This is a genomic window from Peristeroidobacter soli, assembly GCF_004138485.1.
GTDB classification, from domain to species: domain Bacteria; phylum Pseudomonadota; class Gammaproteobacteria; order Steroidobacterales; family Steroidobacteraceae; genus Steroidobacter; species Steroidobacter soli.
This window is the reverse complement of the sequence record NZ_RYEV01000003.1, coordinates 450931-465452: the sequence shown is the minus strand read 5'-3', so window position 1 is coordinate 465452 and position 14522 is coordinate 450931. Positions and strand designations below refer to the sequence as shown.

The 14522-nt window shown below is 62.9% G+C and carries 12 protein-coding genes; 6 read left to right on the top strand and 6 right to left on the bottom strand.

What is annotated here, in order from left to right; all coding sequences use genetic code 11:
• Positions 1-33 precede the first annotated feature (33 nt).
• Positions 34-699 carry a response regulator transcription factor gene (locus EKO19_RS10860; RefSeq protein WP_129776439.1) on the top strand — a complete coding sequence of 222 codons (666 nt, stop codon included), beginning with the start codon at positions 34-36 and terminating at the stop codon, positions 697-699.
• Positions 696-2105, top strand: a complete 1410-nt coding sequence (locus tag EKO19_RS10855; RefSeq protein WP_129776438.1) for a sensor histidine kinase — start codon at positions 696-698, stop codon at positions 2103-2105. The genes EKO19_RS10860 and EKO19_RS10855 overlap by 4 nt, the downstream gene beginning before the upstream one ends.
• Here the strand turns inward: EKO19_RS10855 and EKO19_RS10850 are convergent.
• The 5 genes from EKO19_RS10850 to EKO19_RS10830 form a co-directional block, all read right to left on the bottom strand.
• On the bottom strand, positions 2053-2952 hold the full coding sequence (locus EKO19_RS10850) for a pirin family protein (RefSeq protein ID WP_246038873.1): 900 nt from the start codon (positions 2950-2952) through the stop codon (positions 2053-2055). The two genes, EKO19_RS10855 and EKO19_RS10850, sit on opposite strands and share 53 nt — an antisense overlap.
• Positions 2949-3668: a pirin family protein gene (locus EKO19_RS10845; protein WP_129776437.1), complete on the bottom strand. Its 720-nt coding sequence runs from the start codon at positions 3666-3668 to the stop codon at positions 2949-2951. Before EKO19_RS10845 ends, EKO19_RS10850 begins: the two co-directional genes overlap by 4 nt.
• Before the next feature lie 114 nt (positions 3669-3782).
• Positions 3783-5363, bottom strand: a complete 1581-nt coding sequence (gene treF, locus EKO19_RS10840) for an alpha,alpha-trehalase TreF (RefSeq protein WP_129776436.1) — start codon at positions 5361-5363, stop codon at positions 3783-3785.
• A 69-nt stretch (positions 5364-5432) separates the two neighbouring features.
• Positions 5433-5639 carry a SlyX family protein gene (locus EKO19_RS10835; RefSeq protein ID WP_129776435.1) on the bottom strand — a complete coding sequence of 69 codons (207 nt, stop codon included), beginning with the start codon at positions 5637-5639 and terminating at the stop codon, positions 5433-5435.
• A gap of 14 nt (positions 5640-5653) precedes the next feature.
• Positions 5654-7111 (bottom strand): sensor histidine kinase, encoded by a 1458-nt coding sequence (locus EKO19_RS10830; RefSeq protein ID WP_175597022.1) that lies wholly within the window; start codon positions 7109-7111, stop codon positions 5654-5656.
• Between the two features lie 242 nt (positions 7112-7353).
• Between EKO19_RS10830 and EKO19_RS10825 the strand changes: the two genes are divergently transcribed.
• The 3 genes from EKO19_RS10825 (at position 7354) to EKO19_RS10815 (ending at position 9840) form a co-directional block, all read left to right on the top strand.
• Positions 7354-7584: an EF-hand domain-containing protein gene (locus EKO19_RS10825; RefSeq protein WP_129776433.1), complete on the top strand. Its 231-nt coding sequence runs from the start codon at positions 7354-7356 to the stop codon at positions 7582-7584.
• Positions 7585-7734: 150 nt separating this feature from the next.
• On the top strand, positions 7735-8928 hold the full coding sequence (locus tag EKO19_RS10820; protein WP_217705251.1) for an aldose epimerase family protein: 1194 nt from the start codon (positions 7735-7737) through the stop codon (positions 8926-8928).
• A 150-nt stretch (positions 8929-9078) separates the two neighbouring features.
• Positions 9079-9840 (top strand): EcsC family protein, encoded by a 762-nt coding sequence (locus tag EKO19_RS10815; protein WP_129776432.1) that lies wholly within the window; start codon positions 9079-9081, stop codon positions 9838-9840.
• Here EKO19_RS10815 and purT read toward each other — a convergent pair.
• Complete coding sequence (gene purT, locus EKO19_RS10810) at positions 9814-11004, bottom strand: formate-dependent phosphoribosylglycinamide formyltransferase (protein WP_129776431.1); 1191 nt, start codon at positions 11002-11004, stop codon at positions 9814-9816. The two genes, EKO19_RS10815 and purT, sit on opposite strands and share 27 nt — an antisense overlap.
• Before the next feature lie 138 nt (positions 11005-11142).
• On the opposite strand from purT, the gene EKO19_RS10805 reads away from it, so the two are divergent.
• Complete coding sequence (locus tag EKO19_RS10805; RefSeq protein ID WP_129776430.1) at positions 11143-14373, top strand: amidohydrolase family protein; 3231 nt, start codon at positions 11143-11145, stop codon at positions 14371-14373.
• Positions 14374-14522: the final 149 nt, after the last annotated feature.

Below are 14522 nucleotides of genomic sequence, written 5' to 3'. Positions count from 1 at the left end.
ACAGCCGCACGTTCGTCCACGAACGTGCGGCGCATGCGCATCCTGCTGGTTGAAGACGACAACATGATCGGTCAGAGCCTGAGACAGGCGCTGACCGAGAATGGGCTGACCGTCGATTGGGTCAAGGACGGCCTGCTCGCCCAGGACGCGCTGTCCCAGGGCGGCTATGCGGCCGTACTGCTGGATCTGGGATTGCCCCGCCGCTCCGGCCTCGAAGTCCTGCGACGCGCGCGACAGGACGGCGATCGCACGCCCATGCTGGTGCTGACCGCACGCGACGGCGTCGACGAGCGTGTCGAAGGACTGGATGTCGGCGCGGACGATTATCTGATCAAGCCTTTTGAAATGCGCGAGCTGCTGGCGCGCATGCGAGCCATCGTCCGCCGCGTCGGCGGACACGCGCAATCCACGATTGGCACGGCGGAGACTCAACTGGATCTTTCCAGTCGCGAGCTCACTCACGGCGGCAGCTCCATCCTGCTGTCCGCCAAGGAATTCCGCCTCATGCATGCGCTGCTCGAACGGCCCGGCGCCATCCTGTCGCGCACTCAGCTGGAGGAACGTTTGTATGGCTGGGGCGAAGAAGTGAGCAGCAATGCCGTCGAAGTCTTGATTCACGGCGTACGACGCAAGCTCGGCGCCGATGTGATCCGCAACGTGCGCGGCCTCGGCTGGCGCGTCAGCAAGGACGCGACATGAAAACGGAAAAGGATTCGCTCCGCAAACAACTGATGACCTGGCTGCTGCCGCTGTATGTGGTGGCGGCCATCGTGGCGGCGACGGTCACCTACCATGTGTATGGCAACATGGTCAGCTTCTTCATGGACAATCAGCTGCGCCTGTTCGCCGACTCGCACGCCGGCGCGTCCGGGTCGGCGCCGGCGTTGCGGCCATTGTCGCGTCACAATGTGGTCGAGAAGGGCGACATGTTCGTCCAGATCTGGGATCGATCGAATCGACTGGTCGCCACCTCCTGGCCCGAGCTCGATCTGCAACGTCAGACTGCGCAGGGCTTCCACGATGTGACGATCGGTGATTCGCGCTGGCGTGTTTACACCCTGCAGTCCCCCGACCGCACCGTGCAGAGCGCGCAGAGCCTGCAGTTTCGACGTCACCTGGTGAAATCGCAGGCGTTCCAGGTGGCGCTGCCGGTGCTGCTGATGATTCCGATCTCGGGCTGTTTCCTCTGGTTCGGCATGCGGCCCGCGGTGCGCCGGCTCGAATTGATTTCTCGCGCGGCGGCCCAGCAGGATGAACACCGTTTGACCGAGCTGCCGGTGGAGCATGCGCCTTGTGAGATCAAGCCGCTGGTGATGGCGGTCAATACTCTGCTGGCCCGCTTGCGGACTGCGTTCATGGCACAGCGACGCTTCGTGCAAGACGCCGCGCACGAACTGCGCACACCGATCACGGCGATGAGCCTGCAGCTGGAAAATCTGAAATCACGCATGCCGGATGAAGCATCGGCCGAACAGCTCAGTCAGCTGGAAGGCGGGCTGGCGCGAACCAAGCGACTGGTCGAACAGCTGTTGCGACTGGCACGACAGGAATCGCCGCGCCCCACCGATCCGCCGGTCGCGATTCAGCTGGATGGCATGCTGAAGTCGAGCATCGCGGATTTCATGGCGCTGGCGGACAAGCGCAAGATCGATCTCGGCTACGCGGCGGATCTCGATGCGACCGTGCACGCAAATGAAGACGAGCTGCGCAGTCTCATTCACAACCTGCTGGATAACGCCCTGCGCTACACGCCACCGGGCGGCATCGTCGATGTGACCTTACATCGGGACACGGGCGTCGTAACGGTGGAGATCGCCGACAACGGCACCGGCATTCCAGCGGAGCTGCTGCCGCGAGTGTTCGATCGTTTCTTCCGCATCGAAGGCGCCGAGACTGAAGGCAGCGGGCTCGGACTGGCCATCGCCAAGAACGCGGCGGATCGGAATCGCTGCGGGCTGGAGTTGATGAACCGCGTCGACGGCTCGGGATTGATCGCGAGAATACGATTCGAAGCGGCGACAGTAACGTCGCCGCTCAGTGCCAGGCCCGCGGTTACGACATCGGCTCCGGCTTTGGTGGCGGAGGATCCTCCGGCAGCGGGATGAATTCCTTGTCGTCGTCCACCGGCAACTGAATCCGCCCGGCCTTCCAATCCGCCTTCGCCTGCTCGATCCGCTCCTTGCTGGAGGACACGAAGTTCCACCAGATATTGCGTGGACCGATCGCTTCGCCGCCGAGCAACATCACAATCGACGGCTCGATCGCCGTGATCGAAGGCATCGCACCGGGCGACAGCACGGCCATCTGACCGGTCTCATATCGCTCACCTGCGATGCGAACCGAACCCTTCGCGATATACACCGCGCGCTCGCTGTAGCCACCACACACATCCGTCGTGCGCCCCGCATCCAGCTCGAGATGCACGTAGAACAACGGTGAATGCGTCTGCACCGGACTCGTCATGCCATACGCCGATCCCGCGATGACCTTGACGCTCAAGCCCTGCTCCGCATGCGACGGCAGCTGAGCCGCGTCGAAGTGCACGAAACTCGGCGACGTCTCCTCCACCGCTTCCGGCAACGCCACCCACGCTTGAATGCCGTGTAACGCGCCACCCGTTTCGCGAATGCTGTCGAAGCGCTCCGAATGACTGATGCCGCGACCGGCCGTCATCCAGTTCACTTCACCGGGCCGGATGGTCTGATGAAAGCCCACGCTGTCCCGATGCACGATCTCGCCATCGTACAGATAAGTGATGGTGGACAGGCCGATGTGAGGATGCGGCCTCACATCGGTCTTGCGCGGCACCTGGGGCGGAAAATTCACCGGCCCCATGTGGTCGAAAAAGATGAACGGTCCGACCATGCGCCGCTGCGTCCAGGGCAGGACCCGGCCGACTTCGAAGCCGCCCAGGTCCTTGCGTCGGGAAGGAATTACCAGATCGATGGTCACTGCCGCACTCCAGGAACACGCTGCAGATCGAACACTATCACCTCGGCGCTGTGACCATTGGTCAGCGACAACGCCGCCGTGTCCGTCAGCGACAGCGCGTCGCCGGCATTGAGCACGTTGCCATTCGCCGTCACCGTGCCACGCGCCACGTGCAGATACACCTGACGATCGGCCGCGATCGGCAACTCAAACTGCTCCTCACCGTCGAACAGGCCGGCGTACACCTTCGCATCCTGGTGAATGCTGACCGATCCGTTCGCACCGTCCGGCGAGGCAATCAGCCGCAACTTGCCGCGCTTGTCCTCGGCCGGAAAGTGCTTCTGCTCATAGCTCGGCTGCACACCCCGCTGATTCGGCTGAATCCAGATCTGCAGGAAATGCACCGGCTTCTCGCTCGACGGGTTGAACTCACTGTGCGTCACGCCCCGCCCCGCGCTCATGCGCTGGACGTCGCCGGGGCGAATGGTCTCGCCCGTGCCCATCGAGTCCTTATGCGCCAGCTCGCCGTCGAGCACGTAGCTGATGATCTCCATGTCCCGATGCCCGTGCGTGCCGAAGCCCGCGCCGGCGGCGACGCGATCCTCGTTGATCACGCGCAGCGCGCCGAATTCGACGTGTCGCGGGTCGTAGTAGTCGGCAAAGGAGAACGTGTGGAACGACTTCAGCCAGCCGTGATCGGCATAGCCCCGTTCGTTACTGCGTCGGATGTTCTGCATGGTTGGCTCCTTGTTTCGATGGCGACAAGGTACGCCGCCACCGACCTGCCGAAATAGCATGCCCATGCGATAAATCTTATGCTCGGAACGAGGCAGCAGCCCCGCCTCTTGCGCTTATTGCCCGGCCAGGTTCGGGTACATCGCCAGCAGCTTGCGAAGCACGCCGTTGGTCCAGCCGAAGCCATCCTGCAGCGGGTATTCGCCGCCACCGCCGGCCTTGTCGCTGACCACGTCGTACTTCTCGACCAGCTTGCCGGTGGCCTTGAACACCTGCAGGTTCTTGCCGACCCAGCGCTGCGCCAGGGTCTGGGCGAGCTGCTCCTCGCCGTAATTCTTCAACCCTTTGATCGCCAGCCACTGCAACGGCGCCCAGCCATTCGGGTCGTCCCATTGTTCGCCGGTCGCCAGGGTCGTGGTCGCCAGGCCGTGCGGTTTCAGCAAGCTGGTGCGAACCGTGGTCGCCACCGCCTTGCCCTGCTCTTTGCTCGCCAGCTTGAAGTACAGCGGATACACCGTCGCCGCCGTCACCTGCGAGCTCAGCTTCTTCGCGCGCCAGTCGTAGTCGGTGAATGCGCCCGCCTTGGCATTCCACAAATACCTGGTCATCGCGGCCTGGCGCATCGCCGCCTTGGCTTTCATGTCCGCGGCGCAGGCCGGGTCGGCGGTCACTTCGCAACCCTTGGCGATGGTCAGCTCCAGCTGATACAGCAGGCTGTTCAGATCGGGCGGAATCAGATCGATGGTGTGAATGGTTGCCAGCGTCTTGCCCGCGAACCAGCGCGAGCTGAAATCCCAGCCGCTCTCCGCGGCCGCACGCAGATTCCTATAGATCTCCGGTGAGCCCGGACCGGCGAGCTTCGCCGTCGCGACGTCCTCTTTGTACGCTTCCTCGCGCGGCACATTGCGATCGTCGTAATAACGATTCAACACTGTGCCATCGGCCAGCTTCACGACGCGTCGATGCGCCGTGCCCGGCTCGAGCGCCGCGGCGCCGTCCATCCAGAACTGATATTCGCGCGTCAGTTGCGGCAGATATTTTTTATAGATCGACTCGCCTTCCTGATCCGCCGCCAGCTCGATCATGGCGGCGAAGAACGGCGGCTGCGAGCGGCTCAGGAAATAACTGCGATTGCCGTTGGGAATGTGGCCGTATCGATCGATCAGCCAGCCGAAGTTGGCGATCATGTCCAGGGTCAGATCGTGCCGGCCGCTTGCTTCCAGGCCCTGCATGGTGAAGTACGAGTCCCAGTAATAGATCTCGTTGAAGCGCCCGCCCGGCACGATGTAGCGATGGGGCAGCGCTATGCGCGAGGTGTACTCGCGCTGGTCCTCGGGCTTGCGCTCGAGCACTTTCCACAGCGCGTCGATGTGTTGCCGCACGTCCTGCCCGGCGACGGTATGGAAATCGGAGGCGACATTGGGCGGCGGCGAGAAGCGCGCGGCCACGAACTTCTTCAGGTCGAAGCCGGGCTGGCCCTTGAGCTGTCGATATTCGCTCAGGATCTGTTCGGGCGGCCGGTTCGGCAAGGCGTCGGTGAACGACTTGCTGTCCGGGAACACCGCATCGAGTTGCACAGCCTTGAACAGCTCACCATACACATCCGCCGGCGTGGGCACGGCTTCCTGAGCCGACGCGGCCGACGCGCCAGCCAACCAAACACCCATGCAGGCAACTCTCAGGATTTCTTTGATCATGGACCACAGTGTCAACCGGGACGGCGGACACTGCAAGGCACCTTATAAAGGTTGCAGACCCTTGTCGGGTCAATAGTGAGGCGGCTTTTCCTGCTCCAGCGTGTACACCGTGTGCTCGGTCGCCGCGGCCTCGATCTTGCCGTTCAACGCAGCCAGCCGGGCGCGCAGGGCGTCGATCTCCTGCTGCTGGCGATACACGACTTCGCTCAGATCGTTGTTGGCGCGTTCCAGATAAGCGATCTTCAACTCGATCCGCTCGATGAATTCGACATTCATGACATCAACCCCGCTCACCCGACCGCCCGCAGCACCGGCTTGGGCAATGAAAAACTGAACGTGGCGCCTTTGTTGGGCTCGGCCGTCGCCGCAACATCGCCGCCGTGACGAGTCACGATCCGTTGCACGATGGCGAGACCCACGCCCGAGCCTGGATATTCGCGCGCGCCATGCAGCCGGCGGAACACACCAAACAAGTTCGAGCTGAAGGCACTGTCGAAGCCGACGCCATTGTCGCGAATCTCATAAACCAGGCGCTCGCCTTCCTCGCGCCCGCTGACCACGATGTGCGGACTCTCGACTTTGCTCGTGTACTTCACGGCGTTGTCGAGCAGATTCACCCACACCTGGCGAATCAGACCTTCGTCGCCGCGCGCCGCCGGCAACTCGCCGATCTCGATGGTCGGCATCACCGCTGCGTTCAACCGGGTACTGCGCGCCTGCTCGGCCGCATGACTTGCGAGCATCGCCATATCGAGTCGACTGAAGTCCAACGACTGACGGCCACAGCGCGCGAACTCGAGCAGATCGTCGATGAGCGACGCCATGTGCGTGACGTTCGCACGGATGCGTTGCAGATGATGGCGCGTGTCGGCACCGATGTTCTTGGCCTTGTCATCCATGACCAATTGCGAGAACCCGTCGATGGCCCGCAACGGCGCGCGCAGGTCGTGCGAGACTGAATAGGAGAATCCCTCCAGATCGTTGTTCGCGGTGCGCAGCTCGTGCGCCTGACGTTCCAGCTCGATGTTGAGCTCGCGGATCCGTTGGGTCGAACGCTTCTGTTCCAGGAGTTGCTCTTCCAGCTCGTGGTTGGCCTGATTGGCGCGATCGCGCTCCTGGCGCAGTTGTTCGGCGAGCGATTCATTCTCGATGGCCAGACGGATCTGACGCTCGATGGAATCGGTCTGGCGCCGGGCGATCACCAGCACCACGGGGATGTACACCATGAACGCCAGCGCCACGGCCACGCGATCCCCACCCAGCAACAACTGCTTGACGATGTAGGGCAACAGGAACGGAATCAACAGACAGGCATAGGCCTTGCGCACCGGCGCCTGCGACCCCATGCCCGCCGCGGTACAGCCGATGAAGAACACGGACATCACGATCTCTCGAGTCGGATCGTGCGGCAGAAGAAACGAGCCGGCGACCGACCAGGAGGCGCCGCCCAGGACCGCGCCCGCCAGCATCGCCCGACGCCACCGATGGGTTTCGGCCAGGCCACGCGGCCGGCGCAGATATGTCGCGGCGATCCGCCAACGTAACAGCAACACCAACAACAGCACCGCGTACCAAGTCAGGGCCGGCCCCCAACCATAATCCTCCATGGTCAGCCAGACCATCATGGCGCCGATGACCACGCTGGCGGTCAGTGGCGACGTGGTGAGACGGCACATGAGCGCGACCTGCTCGCCCAGGACGCGCGCCTCGATATGCTCGCGGTTGGTGATAGTGACGGCCTCGGCCATCCGGACAGCTCCTCGGCCGTACTCCATTTAACAGTGCCTATTATGAGAGGCTGCTGCCCTAACACAACTGGCCAGACCTCCGGAGGTTCGCCCCCGCCGGGGGCAGGAGTAAGATGCGCCGGGGGGCCGTTCTAGCGCGTCCCTGCGCCCACGGCATTCGGGCATCCTGCCCAGCACTGGGCCCCGGAACCTTGCCGTGCCGGCGCCATTCACTAGAGACCGTAGGTTAGGAAGGAAGCATCATGACCCGATTCTCTCGCCTGTCCGTGCCGGCGCTGCTGGCCGCCCTGGCTGCCACTGGCGCCTGGGCAGCGGATACCAAGCCCACTTTTGAGTCGCTGGATAAAAACGGCGACGGCAAGATCAGCCTCAGCGAGGCCTCGAACCACGACGCACTGTTCGTCGCGTTCAAGAGCCTGGACACCAACAAGGACGGTGAGCTGACGCGCGCAGAGTTTGCGAAGTACCAATAATTTGAATTAGAGGCGCGGGCCGCGCGGCCCGCGTCCGACTGGCCGGACAAGGATGCGTTCGCCCTGGGTCGCCCGGCAATGTCTCCCCCTTGTCCTGTCAGGCCTGCACGGGTCCGATAGTATTTCGTCGTCAACGTCGGGGGATAACACATGAAGAATGAGTTCTCGTCGTCCACGTTCCGTTGGTTGGCCTGTGTGCTGCTGGCAACCGCACTCATCGGTTGCAGCAAGCCACCGCCGGCACCGCCCAAAGCTCCGCCGACGCCTCAGGAAAAATCCAAGAACACCATCAGCAAGGCCGCCTTCGGCACGCTGCCCGACGGCACCGCGGTTGATTTGTTTACGATGGTGAATGCGAACGGCATGGAAGTGCGCGCCAGCAACTACGGCGGCATCATCACCGCGCTGCTGGTTCCCGATGGCACCGGCAAGACCACCGATGTGACGCTCGGTTTGAAAACATTCGACGACTACGTGAAGAACCCGCCGTACTTCGGCGCGATCATCGGCCGCTACGGCAACCGCATCGGCAAAGCTCAGTTCAAGCTCGACGGCCAGACCTACAAGCTGCCGAAGAACGACGGCCCGAACACCCTGCACGGCGGCCTGAAAGGCTTCGACAAAGTGGTGTGGCAGGCCGAGCCGTTCGAAAAGGAAGATGCGGTGGGCGTGATCTTCACCTACACCAGCAAGGACGGCGAAGAAGGCTTCCCGGGCAACTTGCAGACGCGCGTGACTTATACGCTCACGGACCAGAACGAGCTGTCATTCGACTATCACGCGACCACCGACAAGCCGACCGTGGTGAATCTCACACAGCACGCTTACTTCAATCTCGCCGGCGACGGCAACGGCGACGTGCTCGGTCACGAGTTCACGATCTTTGCGAACGAATATACGCCGGTCAATAAACTGCTCATCCCCACCGGCAAGATCGAGTCCGTGACCGACACGCCGTTCGACTTCCGCAACCGGGTGAAGCTGGGCGATCGGGTCAATGTCGATAACGAGCAGATCAAGTTCGGCAAGGGCATCGACCACAACTTCGTGCTGAAGAAACGGCAGCAGCCGGGCCTGACACTGGCGGCTCGAGTGTCCGAACCCACCACGCGACGCGTGATGGAAGTGCACACCACCGAGCCCGGCATGCAGTTCTACAGCGGCAATTTCCTGGACGACAGCCTGGCCGCCAAATCCGGCAAGCCGTACGGCAAGCACAGCGGCTTCGCACTGGAGACTCAGCACTTCCCCGATTCGCCGAATCAGCCGACGTTTCCCAGCACGGTGCTGCGTCCGGGCGAGGAATACAACAGCAAAACGGTCTATAGCTTCAGCGTGCGTTGACCGCGAATTCGCCTCCGCACCGCGGAGTCCTTACCTGTCTTGACCTCTGTCGGCGCCGCTCGCGGCGCCGATTCCTTTTGACACGCGTTCATTGACACGCCCTCGCGCGCGTTGCTTGCACGGCAGAAACAAACGCGGCATCGTCAACCAATGACCGCGTACGACACCCAGGCTCTGGAGGAGCTGCGCCGCTGGCAATACGAGATGCAGCGCGCGCCCGGCTTATGGAATCGCGCGACGAGCGGCGTTCAGCGCAAGATCAACAGCTATATCCCGGAGAAAGTGCACGCCAGCGTCACCGCCGTCATCAAACAAATGACACGTGCTGTGCTCGGCGGCTCGAACTTCATTGCGTCGGCACCACTGCTCGAAGGCAGTCTGGAAGATCGCGAGAGCCGGGTGCGAGCGACGGTGGGTCGGTATCGAAAAACGGCGGCCATCGAAGGAGGCATCACCGGTGCCGGCGGATTTCTGATGGGGCTGGCGGACTTTCCTCTCCTTCTCAGCATCAAGTTGAAGTTGCTGTTCGAGATCGCCGCGCTGTACGGCTTCTCCGGAGAGGACTATCGCGAGCGGCTGTATCTGCTCCACATCTTCCAACTCGCCTTCTCCAGCGATGCGCATCGTGCCGACGTGTATCGGAAGATGCAGCACTGGCAGGAGCAAACTGCGACGCTGCCGGGCTCGATCGACGAGTTCGACTGGCGCAAGTTTCAGCAGGAGTATCGCGACTACATCGATCTGGCGAAGCTGGCGCAGCTGTTACCCGTGATCGGCGCCCCCGTCGGTGTGATCGTGAACAACAGCCTGCTCAGGAAACTCGGCGTCACCGCGATGAACGCGTACCGGATGCGCTGGTTCGAACGGCCAGCGCTGCCCGACGCGTCAAGAAAGCCGCACGCCTTCCAGTAGCGCCTGTGTCATGGCGCGCGCCTTCGCTCGTGCTTCGTCGATGCTCGCACCCAACGCAAGTGACACACCCATGCGACGCTGGCCATGCACTTCCGGTTTGCCAAACAACCGCACCGCCGTGTCCGGCTGCGTAAGGGCGCGGTCGACATTTTCGAAGCGGACGTTCTTCGACTCGCCTTCCACCAGCAGCGCGCACGACGCCGCGGGCCCATGCTGCCGGATGGCCGGAATCGGCAATCCAAGAATCGCGCGGGCATGCAGCGCGAACTCGGACAGATCCTGCGAGATCAGAGTCACCAGTCCGGTGTCATGCGGACGCGGCGACACTTCGCTGAAATAAATCACATCGCCCGCGACGAACAGCTCGACGCCGAAGATACCGTTGCCGCCGAGATTCTCGGTCACGGCATGCGCGATCCGCTGCGACTCCTGCAACGCCGCGTCGCTCATGGGCTGGGGCTGCCACGACTCGCGATAGTCGCCGTCGATCTGCAAATGACCGATGGGCGCACAGAAGCTGGTCTGGCCATTGTGGCGGACCGTCAGCAGCGTGATCTCGAAATCGAATTTGATGAAACCCTCGACGATGATGCGCCCCGCGCCGGTGCGCCCGCCCTGCTGCGAATATTTCCAGGCGTGCGCAATGTCCGCCTCGGTGCGCACCGTGCTCTGACCTTTACCGGACGAGCTCATCACCGGCTTCACCACGCACGGCATGCCGATGTCACGCACCGCCTGCAGGTATTCCTGTTCCGTATCGGCGAAGCGATACGGCGACGTGCGGATCTTCAGCTGTTCCGCCGCCAGACGCCGGATGCCTTCGCGATCCATCGTGAGTCGAGCCGCGCGCGCGGTGGGTACGACAGTGAATCCTTCTTTCTCCAGCTCGATCAGCGCCGGTGTGGCGATCGCCTCGATCTCCGGCACGATGAGATGCGGCCGCTCGAGCTCGACGAGCCGTCGAAGCGCGACCGGATCCAGCATGTTGATGACGTGCGAGCGATGCGCCACCTGCATGGCCGGTGCGTTGGGATAGCGATCCACCGCGATGACTTCGCAGCCATAACGCTGCAACTCGATCACGACTTCCTTACCCAACTCGCCCGAGCCGAGCATCATGACGCGAGTGGCGGAAGACGAAAGCGGAGTGCCTAGAGTAGTCACGGTAATTGCTCAACGCAGGATCAGGCTGCGAAGTATCGGGCCGATTCCCATTGCATACAACAGCGCGCTGTTAAACGACGTTGCGGCCTGCAGCGCGGCTCATTAGTCTTCGTTCCTTTCGTCAGCGAAAGGATGATCATGCCTCGTTCACGCCTGCTGCTGGGAACGCTGCTCGCCACACTCGCCGCCGCCGCGCATGCCGCGGAGGAAGCCAAGAAAACCTGGGACGTGAACTCGCCGCCCGGCGAGCGCCGGGAAATCCCGATCGATGTGCGCACGGGCACCTGGATGAGCGTGGACGTGAGTCCCGATGGCAGCCGCGTCCTGTTCGATCTGTTGGGCGACATCTACGAGCTGCCCATCGCCGGCGGCGACGCCAAATCGCTCACCTCGGGCCTGGCGTGGGACATGCAGCCGCGCTACTCGCCCGACGGCAACAGCATCGTGTTCACCTCCGACCGCGCCGGCGGCGACAACCTATGGCTGATGGATCGCAATGGCAATGCGCCGCGCCCGCTCAGCCAGGAAGATTTTCGTCTGCTGAACGACCCGGCCTGGCATCCCAACGGTCATTACGTGGCCGGCCGCAAACATTTCACGACCCGTCGTTCGCTCGGCACTGGCGAAATCTGGATCTACAACGTCGACGGTGGCGACGGTGTGCAGGTGGTGAAGCGCCCGAACGAGGATTATCAGAAAGAGCTCGGCGAGCCGACCTTCTCGCCCGACGGCAAATATCTGTACTACACCCAGAACGCCACGCCCGGCAATCGCTTCGCCTACGCGCAGGACGTGAACGACGAGGTGTTCTCGATCAAGCGCCTCGATCTCGCCAGTGGCGAAACCACGCCCGCGGTCACCGGCGCAGGCGGCGCCGTGCGACCGACGCCGTCACCCGACGGCCGTTATCTCGCATTCATTCGCCGCCTTCGCACGCCCGAAGCGCTGAAGACCGCGCTGTACACGCAAGACCTGCGCTCCGGCGAAATCAAACTGGTCTACGCCGATCTCGACCGCGACATGCAGGAAACCTGGGCCGTGAACGGTCTGTATCCGCGCATGGACTGGACGCCCGACAGCAAATCGCTGGTGTTCTGGGCCGGCGGCACCATCAAACGTCTGGACGTCGCTTCCCTGGCGATGAACGACATTCCCTTCCACGTCACCGGCACGCGCGCCTCGATCGCTCCGCCTCGCTTCCAAGTCGATGTAGCGCCGGATCAGGTGCAGGCACGCATGGTCCGCTTCGCGACTGTGTCGCCGAACGGTCAGCGAGTCGTGTATGAATCCTTTGGCCGTCTGTGGATTCGGGATGTCGGCGGCGGCGCCGCCCGCCAACTGACGAGCGATGGCGACAACGCGTTCGAACTGTTTCCTTCGTGGTCTCGCGACGGCAAGAACCTGGTCTTCGTACGCTGGACCGACGCGACGCTCGGCGAGATCCGCGTCGTCGGCGCCGGCGGCGGCAAGTCGCGCGTCGTGACGAAACAGCCCGGTCATTACTATCAACCGCGCTTCACCCCGAAAGGCGACGCCATCGTCGTGCAGCGCGCGGCGGGCGGCTATCTCACATCACCGAATTGGTCGGTCGCGCCTGGTCTGTATCGCGTGCCCACTGCCGGCGGCGAATTGCAGAAGCTCACGGATACAGGTCGCAATCCGCACTTCGTCGATTCGTCCGATCGCATCTACTACACCGAAGACGCCGATGCCGCCAAGGAGGCCGAGCCCGCTCATCAACTGGTGAGCGTCGATGCCGAAGGCCAGGACCGTCGCGTTCATGCACGCTCGAACTACGCGAGCCGCATCGAGGTTTCGCCGAGTGGCGAGTACGTGGCATTCCGCGAGAACTTCCAGGTCTACGTCGTGCCGATGCCGCCGGGAGGAACGCTCGATCTGTCACCCAAGACGAAGTCGGTGCGCGTCATGCGTGCTTCGGAGATTGGTGGCGATTACTTGAACTGGACCGATGGTGACACGCTGACGTGGACCCTCGGCCCAACCTTATATCGCGGCGAAATGTCCGCGCTGTTCCCGAAGGCAACTGCAACCGCCAGCGCCGGACCCGCGCCGGTCTACGGCCAGCGCATCGCCGACCTCAGCAGCACTCGCCCCGCCGACAAGCCGGCCGGCGTCGTCGCGCTCACTGGCGCACGCATCATCACGATGAACGGCGACCAAGTCATCGACAACGGCGTCATCGTGATTCGCAACAACCGCATCGCCGCCGTCGGCGCCGCGAGCTCGGTGCAGATTCCCGCCGACGCCAAACGTTTGGATCTCGCCGGCAAGACCGTGATGCCCGGAATCATCGATATCCACGCGCACGGCCCGCAGGGCGTCGAAGACCTCATCCCTCAACAGAACTGGTCGGCGCTCGCGCACCTGGGCTTGGGCGTCACCACCGTTCACGATCCGTCGAACGCGGCGACCGAAGTGTTCGCCGCTGCCGAGTATCAACGCGCCGGCCTCGTGCCTGCGCCGCGCATTTTCTCGACCGGCGACGTCGTCTACGGCGCGCGATCCGAAGGCCTCGCGGACATCGGCAACATCGACGACGCCCGACATCACATTCAACGCCTGAAAGCGCAAGGCGCGATTTCGGTGAAGAACTACAACCAACCTCGTCGCGAGCAACGACAAATGGTTGTTACTGCCGCACGCGAGAACGGAATGATGGTGGTCGCCGAGGGCGGCTCGCTGTACCCGATGGACATGACCATCATCGCGGACGGCAACACCGGCCTCGAGCACAACAATCCGCCTCAACGTTTCTATGACGACGTGCTGCAGTACTGGCCGAAGACGGGCGTGGGTTACACACCGACGCTGGTTGTAACTTACGGCGGCCCGGGCGCGGAGTTCATGTTCTATCAAGAGTCGGAAGTGTGGGCGCACCCGTTGCTGTCGAAGTACGTGCCGCCACACATCGTGCAGCCACGGTCGGTGCGCCGGCAGATGGCGCCGAAGACGGACTATCAGCCCATCCTCGACTCAGCAGCGAACGCCAAGAAGCTGATGGAACAAGGCGTGTCCGTGCACATCGGCGCACACGGCCAACGTGAAGGCATGGGCTCGCACTGGGAAATGTGGGGATTCGTGATGGGCGGCATGTCGCCGATGCAGGCGCTGCAGACAGCCACGATCCAACCTGCTCAGTACATGGGGCTGGATAAGGATCTGGGATCGATCGAAGCAGGCAAGCTGGCGGATCTGCTGGTGCTCGACGGCAATCCGCTCGAGGACATCCGGGTGACGGACGATATTTCGTACGTGATTCAGAACGGGCGCATCTACGAGGGCGGCACGCTGACGGAGAAGATCACCGGCCAGCACAAGCTGGCGCCGTTGTACTGGCAGAAACAATAAAAGCTGAGCCTCTTCACGACGGCGGCGACCTTCAATCGCCGCCGCGTCGCCGAGGTGGGTTACCTCCTCCCGGCAGATTCGAGGTACAGGGACGTGTCCTCGTATCAGGGCACACCATGGACGTGCGCCTCGGAGCGCAATGCGCGACG